The organism is Dolichospermum sp. UHCC 0315A (genome assembly GCF_008121535.1).
In the GTDB taxonomy this organism is placed as follows: domain Bacteria; phylum Cyanobacteriota; class Cyanobacteriia; order Cyanobacteriales; family Nostocaceae; genus Dolichospermum; species Dolichospermum lemmermannii.
The window spans coordinates 129531-146750 of the sequence record NZ_CP043056.1 but is presented as its reverse complement, the minus strand read 5'-3'; the positions used below and the strand labels follow the sequence as shown (position 1 = coordinate 146750).

Below are 17220 nucleotides of genomic sequence, written 5' to 3'. Positions count from 1 at the left end.
AGGAGTGGTTGAGTGGGGAGAAAATTGTGATTAAACAAGTTCAATGGTCAGAAAATCAGGTAGCACCTCAACAAGTACCAACCTCAGAACCGGAGGTGTTACAGCCACCAGTTCAATGGTCAGAAAATCAGGTAACACCTCAACAAGTACCAACCTCAGAACCGGAGGTGAAACCAAAACAATCAATTAACTCTTCTCGTCACGTCGTTGAATCCGTGGGAGCTATTCCCAACGAACTCTATGACCGCTTAGGTTTATCCGTCCCCCGCTGGTTACTGTGGGTATTAACCATTGTTTTAGGGGTAATTTTATCTGGATTACTAGCATCAAGTTTGGCACTATGGACTCCTCTATGGAGTAATCTCGACCAAGCGAAAGATGATGAATTCGGTGCGAATAAACAAGACCAAATCAAAGTACCGGGAGATTTATGGACTAAGCTTTCTCAGTACAAACTATCAAAACCCATGAACATTTTAATTATGGGTATTGAACCGGTTCCAGGGACTGTAGATGGTTCACCGGAAAGTTTTGCTGGTAAAAGCGATACCATGATGTTGGTGCGGCTAAATCCCAGTGATAAATCCATTCGCTTGCTGTCAATTCCCAGAGGGACAATGATAGCGATTCCCGAACAGGGATTAACTAAGGTATCTGAAGCTAACGCCAAAGGTGGTCCAGTTTTAGCCGCAAGAGTAGTTAGTCGGAGTTTAAATAATGCTCCCATAGATCGGTATATCCGCATTTCTACTAGCGGATTTCGGGAATTAGTTGAACAGTTGGGTGGAGTAGATGTATTTGTCCCCCAAACTATGAATTATCAAGATCAGGCTGGTGGCTTTGCCGTAAATTTAATCAGCGGTTGGCAAAGTCTCAATGGTGAACAAGCAGAACAGTTTGCCCGCTTTCGTGAAGAAGGTATGGGGGATTTACCAAGAGTCCAACGACAACAAGCACTGATAACTGCTTTAATGCAACGTCTCAACAGTCCCACTGTTTTACCCAGGTTGCCCCAATTAACTCGCTTAATGCGGAAGTATTTTGATACCAATCTCAAAATGGAAGAAATGATGGCATTGGCAAATTTTTCCGTCAATGTAGAACGGGATCATTTCCAAATGGCAATGTTACCTGGTACTTTTAGTAAACTCAGTCAAGACCCCAATAGCTATTGGTTAAATATGACTGGCCAACAAAGCTTATTAAATGATTTTGTTGGAGTAAATGTAACTGGGATTAAATCAGATACCAGACCCGTTTCTATCCAAAGAATTGCCGTTCAAAATACGACTAATCAACCCCAGCTAACAGAAAAGGTCATTACCTATCTTAAACAGAAAGGTTTTACTAATGTTTACCCAGTTCCAGACTGGCCAGATAGCCAACGTCAAACTCAGATTATTGTCCAAAAAGGCAACCGACAACCAGGAATTGACTTGCGACAAGTTTTAGGTTTAGGACAAATCGAAGTTTCCGGAAATGGTGATTTGGAATCTGACCTCACAATTCGCATTGGTAAAGATTGGAAATAGTTATTAGTCAGTGGTCAGTGGTCAGTGGTCAGTGGTTAGTAGTCCAGAAAAAACGACTGACAACGAACAACTGACGACTGACAACCAACAATTAACAAATTTATGAACAAGATTTTGTTGAGATTTTTAAGTTTGATATTCATTTTTATTTTGGTGGGATTTTCGGTAATTATGAATCCCGAACCAGTTTTTGCTCAAGTTAATACCATTAATTACAATAATGCTAATTTAGAAAATCGGGACTTTTCTCATACTAATTTAGTTGGCGGAACTTTTGTCGCAGCCGAAATGCGGGGAACAAATTTTCAAGATGCAAATTTAACTAACGCCATTTTTACTAAAGGCGTTTTATTAAAAGCCAATTTAGAAAGTGCAAATTTAACGGGCGCTTTAGTTGATCGTGTTACCTTCGATAGTGCTAATCTAAGAAATGCCATTTTCACAGAAGCAACTTTAACCCGCAGCCGTTTTTATGATGCTGATATCACTGGTGCTGATTTCACTGACGCATTAATTGACCGTTATCAAGTATCCTTACTCTGTCAAAGGGCTGATGGTATTAATCCTGTAACAGGCATTTCTACAAGAGATAGTTTGGGTTGTCGGGAGTAGGTGATAGGTTACAGCCATTTTCAGGTAAATAAACCCCGCTTTAAAGATATTAAACTCTAGACATCCTGATTAAGATTATATAAAATAATACATAATCTTGTGAATTATCAGGAAAAAATAGAAATATATGTCCCGGTTAACCAAAAATTTAATATTAGCTGTTGTTACTGTTTTAAGCGGTGTAGTTACCACTAACCAACCCAGCTACAGTTATACGACTGGAACTAGATTCTCCTGCGAGAGAAAAGGTGATGAATATTTTACATTCCTCCGCACTGAAGACAGTAAAAAATATCAAGTGATGAAATTTGCATCTACAGATTTTCCCCCACCATACAACAAAATTAGGAATCGTTGTGAGGAGATATCATCCAGATTTCAGAGAAGTTACGATAATGGGACTTTGAGAAAAATTATTGTCGGTAGACTGAATAATCAACCTGTGGTTTGTGCTGTGAAAGATGTATCCGACACTTGCGATCGCTCCAATTTATTATTTACCTTGACAAACAAAGCCAAAGGTAAGGATATTGCCAATAGACTATTTAATATTGCAGAAAAAGATAGTCGCAAAGTTTTGACTGCTAATGGCTCAGACAATATTATGATTGACTTTGATAGGTATTTAGAGAGTTTACCAAGGGAATAGAAATCATAATTCTCAATAATAGCGGTTATAGACAACAAGATCCCCGACTTCTTAAAGAAGTCGGGGATCTAAATTTTGTCAAGTTGGACACAATAAAAATAATCTACTATTGATTTTGATTAGTTTCGCTTATGCGTATAAGATGGTTCTTCCTTGTCAATCTCATGATAACATTTTTTTAAAGAAGTGTCAAGGGGGTTAAAAAACTTTTCGCGCTCATTTTTAGCGGTTTGTGACAAATGGTGATTGTCTGAATCAGGATATACTAAAATAACACAAAATACAGATAAACCCATCCTGTAAATCCTTAAATCCTGGAAATCCTGATTCAGACAATATGAATTACAAATATACTATTCCCACCTTATTTATTCTCACATCTATCACGCTCACATCCCCAGCCAGAGGACAAAACTTACCATGTTCTAAAGAGGTTGATGACATAGCCCAAAATATCACCGTTTTGATTGAAAATAAAAATGGTGGTTCAGGAACTATCATCAAACGTGATGGTAATACTTATACTGTGCTGACTTCATTTCATAACGTTGCAGATAAAAGTTTAAAATATACCCTTGTCACTCCTGATGGACAACGTTATCCGATAAATGTACAAAATCTTCAACGCTTAGGAGACAATATAGATTTAACTGTGGTGCAGTTTAATAGTAGTAAGAGTTATCAAGTGGCTAAAATAGGTAATTCTGATAATGCTAAACGTCGGGATAATGTTTATATTGCTGGGTTTCCGGCTAAAACAGGTGGAATCAATACTGCTTTATATGAATGTCGTGATGGACAAATTAGTGCTAATGCTACTCAAGCTACTATAGATGGTGGATATAATTTAATTTATACTAATAAAATTTTAAAGGGGATGAGTGGGGGACCTGTTTTAAATCAACAAGGTGAGTTAATTGGTATTAATGGATTGATAGAGGAAAATGAACAAGGAAATACAGATAGATATGGTGCTGTTCCTATTAATGTTTATATGCGGGTTGCATCCGGTGCGCGTCAACCTGTTAAGCCGACAGGAGGAGGTTTAAAGGCCGATGATTATTTGGCGTTAGGTTTGGAAAAGGAAAATAAAGAGGATAAGCGAGGAGCGATAGTTGCTTATACTGAAGCTATTAAAATCGATCCTAACAATGCTGTAGCCTACAATTACAGAGGAAATCTCCGTTTTGAATTAGGAGATAAGCAAGGAGCAATACAAGATTACAACCAAGCTATCAAAATTAATCCTAACAATGACGTAGTCTACAACAACCGGGGACGGGCTAAATTTGCTTTAGGAGATAAGCAAGGAGCAATACAAGATTACAACCAAGCTATTCAGATTAATCCTAACTATGACTATAACTACTCTTTTCGGGGACTTGCTAAATATGAATTAGGAGATAAGCAAGGAGCAATACAAGATTACAACCAAGCTATTCAGATTAATCCTAACAATGCTAATACCTACTACTTTCGGGGAAATGCTAAATATGAATTAGGAGATAAACAAGCAGCAATACAAGATTACAACCAAGCTATCAAAATTAATCCTAACAATGACGTAGTCTACAACAACCGGGGATGGGCTAAATCTGCTTTAGGAGATAAGCAAGGAGCAATACAAGATTACAACCAAGCTATCAAAATTAATCCTAACAATGACGTAGTCTACAACAACCGGGGAAATGCTAAATATGAATTAGGAGATAAGCAAGGAGCAATACAAGATTACAACCAAGCTATCAAAATTAATCCTAACTATGCCCAAGCCTACAACAACCGGGGACGGGCTAAATTTGCTTTAGGAGATAAGCAAGGAGCAATACAAGATTACAACCAAGCTATTCAGATTAATCCTAACAATGCTAATACCTACTACTTTCGGGGAAATGCTAAATCTGATTTAGGAGATAAGCAAGGAGCAATACAAGATTACAACCAAGCTATCAAAATTAATCCTAACAATGACGCAGCTTACTACAACCGAGGATTTGCTAAATCTGATTTAGGAGATAAGCAAGGAGCAATACAAGATTACAACCAAGCTATCAAAATTAATCCTAATGATGCCGATTACTACTACTTTCGGGGACTTGCTAAATCTAATTTAGGAGATAAGCAAGGAGCAATACAAGATTACAACCAAGCTATCAAAATTAATCCTAACAATGACGTAGCCTACAACAACCGGGGACTTGCTAAATCTGATTTAGGAGATAAGCAAGGAGCAATACAAGATTACAACCAAGCTATCAAAATTAATCCTAACAATGACGCAGCTTACTACAACCGAGGATTTGCTAAATATGATTTAGGAGATAAACAAGCAGCAATACAAGATTACAACCAAGCTATCAAAATTAATCCTAAAATCCTAGACATCCCAATTCAGACAATATTAGAAAATTAAATCCTGAAAATCCTGAAATCCTGGATATCCTGATTCAGACAAAAGAATTTTTGGGGTATGATTGGGAGTGTTTTAATTTGAGTTTAAATTTCTAATTTAATGGATATTAACCAACAAAAAGAACAATTTAGCATCACTTATGTTAGAGCGAGTTTTGGAGAATTGCCATAAAAGTTACCATCAAAGATAGTCAAACACTCAAAACAGTTCAACCTGATGTGATACAAACACACCTCCAAGCTACAGGATGGCAGGAAACAGGAAGAATTTATAATGATGCTGGGGCAATTTGGCGTTTAAAAAAAGACACCGCAGATGAATATGAAATTTTGCTACCTCTTCAACATAATTTAGCAGATTATGCCCAAAGAATTAGCGATATTTTAAAAACATTAGAGATAGTAGAAAATAGAGACCAATTTGATATTTTAAGCGAATTTATCACTAATTATCCTAACTTTACTGTTCAAGGTGTGGTCATGCAAATCGCTACTCCAGAAATTGATAAACTGAGAGGAGAAATTACATTATTAGGTGCAGTGTTTGAGAAATTACAAGAAATTAAAACAGTTTTAGCTAATCAAGATTATATCTTAGCTATTAAAGCTTATCAAGAACGGTTGCAAATTCACTGTATGGGTGATTTAGTGAAAGAAGATAATCATTTTATTCTCAATAATCCGAAAAATTTACAAATTGACTGATGAATATTGACTGATGACGGGTTAATTAATTAAAATTTTGTCTGACAATATTAATGTTGGGTTATGCCGTTGGCACACTTCGTGAACGCTGTCGCTCTACCCAACCTACTTACTACTAACTACTACTATTTTTCATCAATTTGGAATGATTTTATCATCTGTTCTACTGTTGGTAAAAATCTCTCGTAATTACTCTCTGGTGCTGTGTAAATAATCCGATAAGCTGTACTGCCATTTAATATTAAAATATACATATTTTTAATTTTTTGATCACCTTCTTCACCAGTTGCAACTATCATTCTGCTTTTTCTTTTAGCTACGAATCTATCATTTTTATCAACTACGGTTCCTGCTTGTAAATGGTTTTTAATATCCTTTTCTTCGGATTTTTCTAAATTGCCTAAATTTCCTAAAAATTCTTTTGCAGTAATTGTTAATTTGGCTTTTCTATCGGGTTGAACAAATGTTGCTATTTTCCCGGTAAAAGGTTCTGTAGAATAATCACTATCCCAACATTGAGGATATGCAATAGTTAATTTATGGTCTGTGTTTTCATATTTTGAGACTTTTCCTCCACATTCAGGAATGGGACGAATTAAAAATAGAATTATACCACCAATCATGATTAATCCTGCACCCACACCAGCAACTTTTACTAATTTATATTTATTATTAGGATGAGGTAAGGAATTATGAGATGGTGGTGGTAATGTTATTCCAGCAGTTTTAGATTGGGAATGATAAGATGGTGGTGGATTATGATGAGATGGAGTGGGAGAAATTGGTATTTGTTTTAATGCTGCTAATGCTTCCTTTGCTGATGGATAACGGTCTTTATAATAAAATTCCACCATTTTATCTAGGATATCTGCCAATTGATCACTAACTGTAACGTGATTTCTCCAAATTACTTTTCCTGTGTTACCATCTATTTCTATGTCTGTGGCGAATTTCCCTGTTAATGCCTGAATAGCAATTATGCCTACAGCATAAATATCACTACTTAACTTTGGTTGTCCTTTTCTTTGTTCATCTGGTGTATATCCATCTGTACCAATAATTGTTGAATTTTTAGAATTGTGTAATTCTTTAATTTCTTTAACTGCACCAAAATCAATAATCACTATTTTTTGATCTTTTGTTCTTCTTCTAATATTGCTAGGTTTTAAATCTCGATGAATGACACCTTGATGATGAATATACTCTAATACTTCTAATATTTCTATCAGCAATTTCACAACATTATCTTCAGTTAGAGGAGTGCCACAAGGAATTTCTTCAGTAATATCATGTCCTTCAATAAATTCTTGAACGATGAAAAATTCTTGATCTTCTTCAAGATGTGCTAAAAGTGTTGGTATTTGTGAATGGTTTCCTAATTTTCCTAATGTTTCTGCTTCTCGTTGAAATAATTCTGCGGCTTTTTTTAATAGTTGAGGTTGTTTATTTGCTGGTGTAAATTGTTTGACAACACATTGGGGGTTTCCCGGTCGTTGAGTATCTTCGGCCAAATAGGTAGTACCAAAGCCGCCTTGTCCTATAATTTTAACAACATAATAGCGGCCAGTTATAACCTTGCCTACCATTGATTTAAAGCTATGTTTCCCTAAAAATAGGGCTTTGATGCTATGAATCATTCTGATAATCACCGTACTCACCCCTCTAATCTGTAACCTGTGTTCGATGTTTTTAATATATCCTTTGATTAATCTAATTGATAAATTAACTCACATCTTGCACCTGGCGACTGGAAGTCACGGCTACACAGGCAAAACCCGCCTACGCGGGTTTAAAACCTTTGATTTTTCGTGAGTCCGGGCTAATGATGTATCTCTTTCCAGTGCATACCGCTATAGGGTTTGATGACATTTTTTATGAAATTACCCGATAGATGTTAAAATCTGTCGGTTAAATATGCTCAAATATTTAGTCTGCAAGGGTTTCTAGGTATTATTCGTGACACAACAAGATCAAAAACCTGCTCGTTCTTTCGCTGGTATTGCTGGTATTGTTGCCGCAGCAACTTTAATTAGTAAAGTATTTGGTTTGGTTAGGCAGCAAATAATCGCTGCTGCTTTTGGTGTGGGTGCGGCAGCTACAGCTTATAGTTATGCCTATATTATCCCTGGTTTTCTGTTAATCTTACTTGGTGGTGTAAATGGACCTTTACATAGTGCCATTGTCAGTGTTTTAGCTAAACACAAAAAAGAGGAAGCTGCACCTATTGTAGAAACAATCACAACTCTAGTGGGTGGGTTGTTATTAGTGGTGACATTTGCCCAGATTTTCTGCGCTGAGTATATTGTTGATTTTGTGGGTCATGGCTTAGAAGCAACTACAAGAGCGATCGCTATCCGTCAAATCCAAATCATGGCTCCTTTAGCCTTATTTGCTGGCTTAATTGGCATTGGGTTTGGAACTTTAAATGCAGCTAATCAATATTGGTTATTATCAATTAGTCCATTATTATCTAGTATTACTGTTATTATCGGTATTGCTATTTTAGCAGGACAATATGGTAAAGAAATTATTAATCCTGAATATGCTTTAATCGGTGGCATGGTATTAGCTTGGGGAACTTTGGCAGGAGGAATTCTGCAATGGTTAGTCCAGTCAATTGTGCAATGGCGCTTAGGATTAGGGAAATTACGCCTGAGATTTGATTTTAAATCGCCCGGTGTGCAAGAAGTAATTAAAATCATGACTCCCGCGACAATATCATCAGGAATGATGCCAATTAATGTCGCTACTGACCTTTATTTCGCTAGTCCTATTGTTGGTGCAGCCGCAGGTTTTAACTATGCTAATCTTTTAGTTCAAACTCCCTTGGGAATTATTTCTAATATTATTTTACTGCCTTTATTACCAACATTTGCTAAACTTTCTCACCCAGATAATTGGGGAGAACTAAAATTACGCATTCGGCAAGGACTGTTATTAACTGCTGTTACCATGTTACCTTTAGGCGCTTTGATGGTGTCCTTATCTGTACCAATTGTCCAGATAGTTTATCAACGAGGAGCATTTAAACAAGAAGCAACTCAGTTAGTATCTTCGCTATTAATTGCCTATGGAATCGGAATGTTTGTTTATCTAGGGCGTGATGTTTTGGTGAGGGTATTTTATGCTTTAGGTGATGGACAAACACCTTTTAAAATTAGTATATTTAATATTGTTCTCAATGCTGTATTAGATTTAATATTAGTTGAACCTTTTGGTGCGCCTGGATTAGTTTTAGCTACAGTTGGAGTTAATTGTAGTTCGATGTTGATGTTATTATTTTTGCTCAATCGCAAACTTAATGGCTTACCTTGGCAAGAATGGTGTGTACCAATTTTGGGTTTAACAGTTGGGAGTATAATTGCAGGTTTAGCCAGTTTTGGAACTTTAATGACTTCTCAACAAATATTAGGTAAACAAGATTTAATTAGTTTACTCATAGAATTATCCATATCTGCTTTAGTAGGAATTGGGGTATTTGCGATAATTGCTTCTAGAATGAATATTCCCGAAGTGAATACTTTTGTAATCAAGATGCAACAAAAGTTTTTGAAGAAAAATATCAGGTGACAAACCAATGAGACGCTGTTCATGTTCTGCGATCGCTCTAATCCGATATAATAATAGAAATACTATCAACAAGTCTTGACTATGCAGATTAGTGAGGAAATCAGGATCAAAGTTAGTCCTAACGTTGCTCAAGCCTATCAAAAAGCAACAGAACGTAAAAAGCAATCTCTGGCAACGTTGGTTAGTTTATTTTTAGGAGAGGATATAAATGAGGAAGTTGATTTTCTTGGGAAATTGATGGATGAAATTAGCGATAGAGCCGTTTCCAGAGGCTTGACACCAGAAATTTTGGAGACAATTATGAATGAATAATTTCCCTAATTATGTGTTAGATACCAATATTTTTGTTAGTGCTTTACTCTTTAAAAATAGTCAACCGCGTCAAGCCTTAGATAAAGCTCGACATCAAGGAAATATTTTGATGTCTCAGGCGATTTGGCAAGAAATAATACAGGTTTTAGCAAGACCGAAGTTTGAAAAGTATGTTACAGCAATTGAGAGAGATTTATTTCTAGGTTGGTTGGCTGAATCAGTTAATTTTATAGAAATTAGCAAGACTATTGTTGCTTGTCGAGATGCTAAAGATGATAAATTTTTAGAGTTAGCTGTTAATGGCGATGCAGAATTAATCGTGAGTGGAGACGAAGATTTATTAATTTTGAATCCTTTTCAAGAAATTGCTATTGTTACAGTTAGACAATTTTTAGAGATGGAATAATTTGGGTTTATGTTGGGTTTCAGTTCTTAAAGGATGCTTTAAAAGTCATTGGTCATGTATCCAAAATCTTGATATCTCCCTAAGTAAGGGGTTTAAATCTCTTTAACCTAATTTTCTGTCAATAGTTGTATACATGACAAATTCAGCTTAAAATATCGCACAGTATCGGAAAACTGAAATTCGGGCTAAACTCATTAATTAGCGGTGCTATTTTTAGTTCCCACGTTGATATTTAATTTTACAAGAGGTTATGGACAAAAGTCCAACAGATGGCAGTAGTATCCTCCTCTAAGCTGGTGAGGCAGTCTCCCAGCGCGGGGGAGACATTAGGAGATTTCTATTATGCTTACACAGGAAATTCGTAATTCCTTGGATATTGCTGACTTAAATCAGCTTAAATGTGATTTGAATTGTTTACAGCCGGTAGATGTGGGCGAGTATATCACCCAATTGCCCGAAAAACAAAGAGCGATCGCTTTTCGGTTACTCAACAAAGATCAAGCCATAGATGTCTTTGAGTATTTACCCACAGAAGTACAGGAAGACTTGATTAACTCCCTCCACGATGCCCAGGTAGTAGACCTCGTTGAAGAAATGAGTCCTGATGAACGGGCATATTTATTTGATGAACTACCAGCAGGAGTAGTCAAACGCTTATTACAACAACTCAGTCCCGAACAAAGACAAGCTACAGCCACAATTCTCGGCTATCCAGAAGGGACTGCGGGGCGGGTAATGACAACGGAATATGTTCGCTTGCGACGAGGTTTAACTGTTGGTGAAGCCCTCAGTAAAATCCGCTTGCAAGATCAAGATAAGGAAACAATTTACTATGCCTATGTCACTGATGATAATCGCAAATTAGTTAGTGTTGTTTCTTTGCGTCAGCTATTATTTACCTTTCCCGATGTCTTAATTAAAGATATTGCCAGTTCCCACGTTGTCAAAGTCAGAACAGAAACCTCCCAGGAAGAAGTCGCCCGGATTATGCAGCGGTACGACTTAATCGCTATGCCTGTGGTTGATAGAGAAGATAGATTAGTCGGTATTATTACGATTGATGATGTCGTCGATATTTTAGAAGAAGAAGCTACAGAAGATATTCAAAAATTAGCAGGGGTCAGTGGTGATGAAGAGGCCTTATCTCCCGCACAAGTCACGATTCGGAAACGGTTGCCTTGGTTATTGGGAATTATGGGATTATATATTGGTGCTGCCAGTGCGATCGCTCCTTTTCAAGAAGTTATCGCCGCTGTACCTGTCCTCGCCGTGATTATGCCCATATTTTCTAACACAGGTGGCACTGTAGGTATCCAAGCTCTGACTGTCACCATTCGCGGTTTAGGTGTAGGGGAAGTCACACCCGCAGATACGGGAAAAATTCTCCGCAAAGAACTTTTAGCCGGTTTAGGAACAGCCGTAGCTTTAGGGCTGACAATGGTGGCCCTTTCCCTGATTTGGGCTAAACCCCAAGAAAGATGGGTAGCTTTAATAGCCGGGGTAGTTATGGCCACTAATACAATGGTGGCTGTTACTTTAGGAACTTTGTTACCAATGGGTTTGAAGCATTTAAAACTAGATCCAGCTTTAATGAGTGGTCCATTAGTGACAACAATGCTAGATACCATCGGTTTTTTAACTTTCCTCAGTATAATATCTGTTGCTTTAAAGGTGTTTCATTTACAATCTTGAAACTGCTGGATAAACCGAAAACTTCAATAAATTAAGGGTTTTCAGTTTAGAAAGGTGAATTAGGTGCATCGCTTTCCCAACTTTGAGACTTTTCTTACTTCCTTCTTCCTTCTTCCTTCTTCCTTCTCCCTTCTTCCTTCTTCCTTCTTCCTTCTTTCTGACTCCTGACTCCCTTCTTCCTTCTTCCTTCTTCCTTCTTTCTGACTCCTGACTCCCTTCTTCCTTCTTCCTTCTTCCTTCTTTCTGACTCCTGACTCCTGACTCCTGACTCCTGACTCCTTCTTTCTGACTCCTGACTCCTGACTCCTGACTCCTCTACTTATATGCCTACTACTACCTGGAATCGTCATCATATTCTCACACTTGCTGACTTCACAACGGCTGAATATAACGCCGTGTTACAAACTGCGGCTTCTTTTCAAGAGGTACTATCACGACGGACAAAGAAAGTCCCCACTTTACAGGGACAGGTAGTAGCAAATTTATTTTTTGAACCTTCTACCCGCACCCGCAGTAGTTTTGAAATTGCGGCAAAAAGACTTAGTGCGGATACCCTCAACTTTGCCGCAGCTACATCTTCTATGACCAAAGGTGAAACAATTCTTGACACAGCAAAAACCTATTTGGCAATGGGAACTGATATTATGGTAGTCCGCCATAAGGATGCAGGAGTTCCGCAAGCGATCGCGCAAGAAATGGATCGTTTAGGTGTAAAAGTTAGCGTCCTCAATGCCGGTGATGGACAACATGAACATCCATCTCAAGGATTATTAGATTTATTTACAATTTGTAGTTTAATTGACCCTGCACAACCCAAAATTGAATCATTACAAGGTAAAAAAATTGCTATTGTTGGCGATATTTTACACTCTCGTGTAGCCCGTTCTAATATTTGGAGTTTAATCGCTAGTGGTGCAGAAGTACATCTGTCCGCACCTCCCACATTATTACCTAAATACTTTGCAGAATACTTAGGATGTACAGAAAACTCTAACCGATTATTTACCCATTGGCAATTAGAACCAGCTTTGGAAAATGCTGATTTTGTGATGACATTGCGCTTACAAAAAGAACGGATGACCGCCCATTTATTCCCTAGTTTAAGAGAATATCATCAACTATTTGGCATTACTCGTGCTAAGTTAAAACTATGTAAACCTCAAGTTAAAGTATTGCATCCAGGTCCAGTAAATCGGGGTGTGGAAATTAGTTCTGATTTAATGGATGATCCTGAATTCAGCTTAATTCAATCTCAGGTAACTAGCGGTGTAGCAGTGCGGATGGCACTTTTATATTTTATCGGTAGTGGTAGGGCTTAATTAATAATAATGCTGTCCCATTGGAATTAAACCAAAAATCTTTGCAAAAACTGGTAACAAATATGCCTACTTTAAGAGTCAATTGTTTTACCTCTTTACCCATATTTTCCTTGCTGATAAGTGGAAGTTGGGTGTTCGTATGTGAATATAGTCCAGTTCAGGCTCAAACATCTAATAATATGCCAATATTCGCACAAGCAACATTGCCATATCTCCAGGAAATACCCATTAACCAGCAGCCATTACCGCAGTTACAACCAGAAAAATTCTATCAATCTCAAGGGACACAATATAGTCAATATAACCAAAACTTTGACCGATATTTTGTTTATGTTGATAGCAATAATTACGAAATTTTGCAGCGAGTTCGGCAAATTGAACCTAATGCCTATATTCGCAATTACAAGGGACGTAATGTGATCCAATCTGGCGTTTTTAATGGACAATCTAATGCTCAAAAACGGGTAAGAGAATTGGAATTTAATGGAATTTCTGGCGCGAAAATCGTTAATTCGGAAAATATAGAATTAACACATAATTATTCGGTTCAACCAGTAATGTCTTATAATGCTCCCGGATATAATGATCAGAACTATGCAAATAACTATCAACAGGAAAAAAGAAATTCCTATTATGTAGTTATTCCTGGTAATGCTAATAATTTACGTTCTTTAGGTACAGAAATTCGCCAAAGAGTTAGCACCAGTATTAATGTATTTAGGAGAACTCAACCACTAGGAACGCATATAGCTGTAGGACCATTTAGCGATCGCTTAGAAGCAGAACAATGGAACAGCTATTTGAAAAGTTCAGGTTACGGTAATGCTAGAGTTTACTATGGAAAATAAGGTAATGGGTAATGGGTAATTGGTAATTGGTAATTGGTAATTGGTAATTGGTAATTGGTGAAAATATTTGTCTTTCAACTGACAACTGTACGGGCGAAGCATTTGGAGAACTATTTTTGGCAATGACCGATAATTTATCTTCCAAATGCTTCGCCCCTACTAACAACTAACAACTGACAAATGACTAAAGAACAATTTGTTGTTACCGCAGCCCAAATGCGGGATATTGAAGCCAGGATATTTACTGCGGGAATGCCTGTAGCAGCTTTAATGGAAAAGGTAGCGGGATTAATTTCCCACCGCTTACAGGCTATTATTTCCCCAGGGCAATGTGTAGGAATTTTAGTTGGTCCCGGTCATAATGGAGGAGATGGTTTAGTAGTAGCTCGTGAATTGCATTTTCGCGGTTATCAAGTTTGGATTTATCAACCTTTTTCTAAGTTAAAAGAATTAACTTCCCAACATTTTCAATATGCACAAAATTTAGGAATTTCCTGTTATCAAGAAATTTCCCAATTACCAAGTTATGATTTTTTAATTGATGGTTTATTTGGGTTTGGGTTAGAAAGAAAAATTACTGATTCTATTGCTACTGCAATTAATTATTTTAATAGCAAAAATCAACCCATTATTAGTATTGATATCCCTTCGGGTTTACATACAGATACAGGAGAAGTTTTAGGAACAGCTATTCAGGCAAATTATACATTTTGCTTAGGTTTATGGAAACAAGGTTTATTACAAGAACAAGCATTACCTTATATTGGTAAAGCCGAATTAATTGACTTTGATATTCCCTTAGCAGATATTCATGCTGTTATCGGTAATATTCCCCAAATCAAACGTATTACTAAAACAACAGCATTATCAACCTTACCTTTACCTCGTCCTCTCATTACCCATAAATACAAACAAGGACATTTATTATTAATTTGTGGTTCTCAACGTTATGCCGGTGGAGCAATTTTAACAGGTTTAGGTGCGCGAGCTTCTGGTATAGGAATGTTATCAATCGCTGTCCCCGAATCTCTAAAAATGTTGTTAGTTTCCCATTTACCAGAAGCGTTAATTATTGGTTGTCCTGAAACCGAAACAGGAGCAATTGCTAATTTACCATTAGTAGGGTGTGTTAGCGACAGCGTAACGCACCTTATAGATTTAAATTCATTTACCACAATTGCTTGCGGACCCGGTTTAACTAAAGATAGTATTTCTATTATTCCCGAAATAATTAAATGTGAATGTCCTTTAATTCTCGATGCTGATGCTTTAAATATTCTGGCACAATTAGGAACTATTCCCACATTGAAATCACGAAAATCAGCCACTGTAATTACACCCCACACGGGAGAATTTAAGCGTTTATTTCCCCATATTGATTACACAAATAGAATCAAAGCCGTACAAACAGCAGCACAAGAAAGTGGGGCTGTAGTCCTGCTAAAAGGGGCAAGAACAGCTATATCTAATCCTCAAGGTAGTAGAGTTTGGATAAATCCCGAAAGTACCCCAGCCCTAGCCCGTGGAGGCAGCGGTGATGTATTAACTGGGTTATTGGGTGGACTATTAGCGCAAATTATGAATAAAGAAATTTTTATAGAAGATATAGTCGCAACTGCGGCTTGGTGGCATTCCCAAGCAGGAATTTTAGCAGCACAAGCGAGAACAGAATTAGGAGTTGATGCTTTTACACTAACTCAATATTTACTTCCGGTTTTAAAGCGATGATAATGGGGACTGGGGACTGGAGACTGGGTAAAAATTCTTCCCAATCACCAATCACCAATTACCAAATAACAATTACTTAACTGTTACCTTACCACCAGCCTCTTCAATCCGCTTCTTGATATCTTCAGCGGCTTCCTTAGTTACAGCTTCTTTAACTGCTTTAGGAGCGGCTTCTACCAAGTCCTTAGCTTCTTTCAGACCTAGACCTGTGATTTCACGGACAATCTTCAAGACAGCAATCTTCTTATCGGCAGGTACAGAATCCAAAATTGCATCAAATTCGGTCTTCTCTTCTACTACTTCAGCAACAGCACCAGGAGCAGCCATCATCATCATGCCACCACCAGTAGGAGCAGCACTAACACCAAAAGCTTCTTCAATTTGCTTAACTAATTCAGAAGCTTCTAATAAGGTCAAAGATTTCAATTGGTCTAAAATTTGTTCGGTTGCAGCAGACATGGATATAACTCCTAAAGAATTTTTGATTTGTTAGTTTTTTAGTTGTGAGTTGTCAGTGATTAATCTTCACTAACTACCGCTAACTCAGCAGCACTTTCAGAACTATCGCTATTTTCTTTTTCAGCGACAGCTTGCAAAGCGCGAGCCAAGGAACTGGGAACTTCGTTGATACCAACAGCCAGCTTGGTAGCCACACCGTTGATAGCACCAGCAATTTGAGCCATGAGTTGTTCCTTAGATGGCAAGTCTCCTAGAGCCTTGACATCAGCTTCACTCAGGACACGACCTTCCATGACACCACCGCGAATTTCTGTTTTCTTGGTGGCTTTTTGGAATGCTTGGTAAGCTTTAATCGCAGATAAATCTTCTTTAACTAGCAGAAATGCCGAAGAACCGTTAAGTAATTCTGACATTGGCTGCCATTGTTCCTGATCCTTAATAGCAATGCCCATAAAGGTGTTTTTTGTCACCTTACAGATAGCACCACTAGGACGGAGTTGCCGACGCAAATCGGTGATTTCAGCAACAGTTAGCCCCTGATAATCAATTACCAGTGCTAAAGTTGATTCACTCAAAGAAACTTTAAGATCAGCAACTATTTCTTTCTTGTTTTCTAACGTTCTTCCCATACTTATCTCACCTCCAATGTCAGTTGTCAGTGGTCAGTTGTTAGTTGTCAGTTGTCAGTAGGGGCGAAGCATTTGGAAGATAAATTATCGGTCATTGCCAAAAATAGTTATCCAAATGCTTCGCCCGTACGGTTGTCAGTTGTCAGTAGGGGCGAAGCATTTGGAAGATAAATTATCGGTCATTGCCAAAAATAGTTATCCAAATGCTTCGCCCGTACAGTTGTTAGTTGTCAGTTGTCAGTTGTCACCTTTTTGCTGACACACGGAAAAAACTTAACCCCAGCTATCTTAGCCAGGGTTTCAAAGTAGTATTTTTAAGGCCGCAGTTATCAAACTTTTCTTGATTA

The 17220-nt window shown here is 37.6% G+C and carries 18 protein-coding genes and 1 other annotated feature (1 of these 19 cut by a window edge); of the genes, 13 read left to right on the top strand and 5 right to left on the bottom strand.

All coding sequences use genetic code 11. From position 1 onward, the window contains the following. Positions 1-26: 26 nt before the first annotated feature. The 5 genes from BMF77_RS00755 to BMF77_RS00735 all read left to right on the top strand — a co-directional run bounded on the left by BMF77_RS00755 (position 27) and on the right by BMF77_RS00735 (position 5910). Positions 27-1532 (top strand): LCP family protein, encoded by a 1506-nt coding sequence (locus BMF77_RS00755; protein WP_041457517.1) that lies wholly within the window; start codon positions 27-29, stop codon positions 1530-1532. A 102-nt stretch (positions 1533-1634) separates the two neighbouring features. After that, on the top strand, positions 1635-2144 hold the full coding sequence (locus tag BMF77_RS00750; RefSeq protein WP_148759863.1) for a pentapeptide repeat-containing protein: 510 nt from the start codon (positions 1635-1637) through the stop codon (positions 2142-2144). A gap of 127 nt (positions 2145-2271) precedes the next feature. Beyond that, complete coding sequence (locus tag BMF77_RS00745) at positions 2272-2793, top strand: COP23 domain-containing protein (protein ID WP_148759861.1); 522 nt, start codon at positions 2272-2274, stop codon at positions 2791-2793. Positions 2794-3130: 337 nt separating this feature from the next. Beyond that, entirely contained in the window at positions 3131-5206 is a 2076-nt protein-coding gene (locus tag BMF77_RS00740) for a serine protease (RefSeq protein ID WP_148759859.1), read from the top strand. Between the two features lie 218 nt (positions 5207-5424). After that, on the top strand, positions 5425-5910 hold the full coding sequence (locus tag BMF77_RS00735; RefSeq protein ID WP_246863041.1) for a hypothetical protein: 486 nt from the start codon (positions 5425-5427) through the stop codon (positions 5908-5910). 125 nt (positions 5911-6035) lie between these two features. On the opposite strand, the gene BMF77_RS00730 is transcribed toward BMF77_RS00735, so the two are convergent. Further along, positions 6036-7547 (bottom strand): serine/threonine-protein kinase, encoded by a 1512-nt coding sequence (locus BMF77_RS00730; RefSeq protein ID WP_148759855.1) that lies wholly within the window; start codon positions 7545-7547, stop codon positions 6036-6038. 319 nt (positions 7548-7866) lie between these two features. On the opposite strand from BMF77_RS00730, the gene murJ reads away from it, so the two are divergent. The 4 genes from murJ (at position 7867) to mgtE (ending at position 11890) form a co-directional block, all read left to right on the top strand. After that, on the top strand, positions 7867-9480 hold the full coding sequence (gene murJ / locus BMF77_RS00725; RefSeq protein ID WP_148759853.1) for a murein biosynthesis integral membrane protein MurJ: 1614 nt from the start codon (positions 7867-7869) through the stop codon (positions 9478-9480). Positions 9481-9561: 81 nt separating this feature from the next. Further along, complete coding sequence (locus tag BMF77_RS00720) at positions 9562-9792, top strand: hypothetical protein (RefSeq protein ID WP_148759851.1); 231 nt, start codon at positions 9562-9564, stop codon at positions 9790-9792. Further along, the gene (locus tag BMF77_RS00715; protein WP_148759849.1) at positions 9785-10198 is read left to right on the top strand and encodes a putative toxin-antitoxin system toxin component, PIN family; all 414 of its coding nucleotides are present in this window, start codon (positions 9785-9787) and stop codon (positions 10196-10198) included. The genes BMF77_RS00720 and BMF77_RS00715 overlap by 8 nt, the downstream gene beginning before the upstream one ends. Positions 10199-10540: 342 nt before the next feature. Beyond that, positions 10541-11890 carry a magnesium transporter gene (mgtE, locus tag BMF77_RS00710; RefSeq protein WP_148759847.1) on the top strand — a complete coding sequence of 450 codons (1350 nt, stop codon included), beginning with the start codon at positions 10541-10543 and terminating at the stop codon, positions 11888-11890. 59 nt (positions 11891-11949) lie between these two features. Here the strand turns inward: mgtE and BMF77_RS00705 are convergent, their stop codons facing one another. Next, complete coding sequence (locus tag BMF77_RS00705; RefSeq protein WP_148759845.1) at positions 11950-12243, bottom strand: hypothetical protein; 294 nt, start codon at positions 12241-12243, stop codon at positions 11950-11952. Here BMF77_RS00705 and BMF77_RS00700 point away from each other — a divergent pair. Both BMF77_RS00700 and BMF77_RS00695 read left to right on the top strand, forming a co-directional pair. Then, positions 12214-13209, top strand: a complete 996-nt coding sequence (locus BMF77_RS00700) for an aspartate carbamoyltransferase catalytic subunit (RefSeq protein ID WP_148759843.1) — start codon at positions 12214-12216, stop codon at positions 13207-13209. The genes BMF77_RS00705 and BMF77_RS00700 overlap by 30 nt on opposite strands. A gap of 62 nt (positions 13210-13271) precedes the next feature. After that, positions 13272-14057, top strand: coding sequence for a hypothetical protein (locus BMF77_RS00695; protein ID WP_148759841.1), 786 nt, complete (start codon positions 13272-13274; stop codon positions 14055-14057). Here the strand turns inward: BMF77_RS00695 and BMF77_RS00690 are convergent. After that, a complete protein-coding gene (locus tag BMF77_RS00690) occupies positions 14035-14223 on the bottom strand; it encodes a hypothetical protein (protein ID WP_148759839.1) in 189 nt (62 codons plus the stop codon). The genes BMF77_RS00695 and BMF77_RS00690 overlap by 23 nt on opposite strands. 14 nt (positions 14224-14237) lie before the next feature. Here BMF77_RS00690 and BMF77_RS00685 point away from each other — a divergent pair, with 14 nt between their 5' ends. Further along, positions 14238-15785, top strand: a complete 1548-nt coding sequence (locus tag BMF77_RS00685) for an NAD(P)H-hydrate dehydratase (RefSeq protein WP_148759837.1) — start codon at positions 14238-14240, stop codon at positions 15783-15785. Positions 15786-15857: 72 nt separating this feature from the next. Here BMF77_RS00685 and rplL read toward each other — a convergent pair whose 3' ends face one another. After that, positions 15858-16244 carry a 50S ribosomal protein L7/L12 gene (gene rplL, locus BMF77_RS00680; protein ID WP_015078215.1) on the bottom strand — a complete coding sequence of 129 codons (387 nt, stop codon included), beginning with the start codon at positions 16242-16244 and terminating at the stop codon, positions 15858-15860. A 59-nt stretch (positions 16245-16303) separates the two neighbouring features. After that, positions 16304-16873, bottom strand: a complete 570-nt coding sequence (gene rplJ, locus BMF77_RS00675) for a 50S ribosomal protein L10 (RefSeq protein WP_015078216.1) — start codon at positions 16871-16873, stop codon at positions 16304-16306. A gap of 115 nt (positions 16874-16988) precedes the next feature. Here rplJ and BMF77_RS00670 point away from each other — a divergent pair, with 115 nt between their 5' ends. Beyond that, positions 16989-17132 (top strand): hypothetical protein, encoded by a 144-nt coding sequence (locus BMF77_RS00670; RefSeq protein ID WP_246863040.1) that lies wholly within the window; start codon positions 16989-16991, stop codon positions 17130-17132. A 3-nt stretch (positions 17133-17135) separates the two neighbouring features. Next, positions 17136-17220 (bottom strand) — a sequence feature (ribosomal protein L10 leader region); it runs 83 nt beyond the window's last position.

What these genes read in the sequence shown, in the direction of transcription:
- BMF77_RS00715 (WP_148759849.1), top strand. Translation starts at nt 9,785, where the DNA reads ATGAATAATTTCCCTAATTATGTGTTAGATACCAATATTTTTGTTAGT.
- BMF77_RS00740 (WP_148759859.1), top strand. Translation starts at nt 3,131, where the DNA reads ATGAATTACAAATATACTATTCCCACCTTATTTATTCTCACATCTATC.
- BMF77_RS00705 (WP_148759845.1), bottom strand. Translation starts at nt 12,243, where the DNA reads ATGATGACGATTCCAGGTAGTAGTAGGCATATAAGTAGAGGAGTCAGG.
- BMF77_RS00700 (WP_148759843.1), top strand. Translation starts at nt 12,214, where the DNA reads ATGCCTACTACTACCTGGAATCGTCATCATATTCTCACACTTGCTGAC.
- BMF77_RS00670 (WP_246863040.1), top strand. Translation starts at nt 16,989, where the DNA reads ATGCTTCGCCCGTACGGTTGTCAGTTGTCAGTAGGGGCGAAGCATTTG.
- BMF77_RS00745 (WP_148759861.1), top strand. Translation starts at nt 2,272, where the DNA reads ATGTCCCGGTTAACCAAAAATTTAATATTAGCTGTTGTTACTGTTTTA.
- rplL (WP_015078215.1), bottom strand. Translation starts at nt 16,244, where the DNA reads ATGTCTGCTGCAACCGAACAAATTTTAGACCAATTGAAATCTTTGACC.
- BMF77_RS00695 (WP_148759841.1), top strand. Translation starts at nt 13,272, where the DNA reads ATGCCTACTTTAAGAGTCAATTGTTTTACCTCTTTACCCATATTTTCC.
- rplJ (WP_015078216.1), bottom strand. Translation starts at nt 16,873, where the DNA reads ATGGGAAGAACGTTAGAAAACAAGAAAGAAATAGTTGCTGATCTTAAA.
- BMF77_RS00685 (WP_148759837.1), top strand. Translation starts at nt 14,238, where the DNA reads ATGACTAAAGAACAATTTGTTGTTACCGCAGCCCAAATGCGGGATATT.
- BMF77_RS00720 (WP_148759851.1), top strand. Translation starts at nt 9,562, where the DNA reads ATGCAGATTAGTGAGGAAATCAGGATCAAAGTTAGTCCTAACGTTGCT.
- BMF77_RS00730 (WP_148759855.1), bottom strand. Translation starts at nt 7,547, where the DNA reads ATGATTCATAGCATCAAAGCCCTATTTTTAGGGAAACATAGCTTTAAA.
- BMF77_RS00750 (WP_148759863.1), top strand. Translation starts at nt 1,635, where the DNA reads ATGAACAAGATTTTGTTGAGATTTTTAAGTTTGATATTCATTTTTATT.
- mgtE (WP_148759847.1), top strand. Translation starts at nt 10,541, where the DNA reads ATGCTTACACAGGAAATTCGTAATTCCTTGGATATTGCTGACTTAAAT.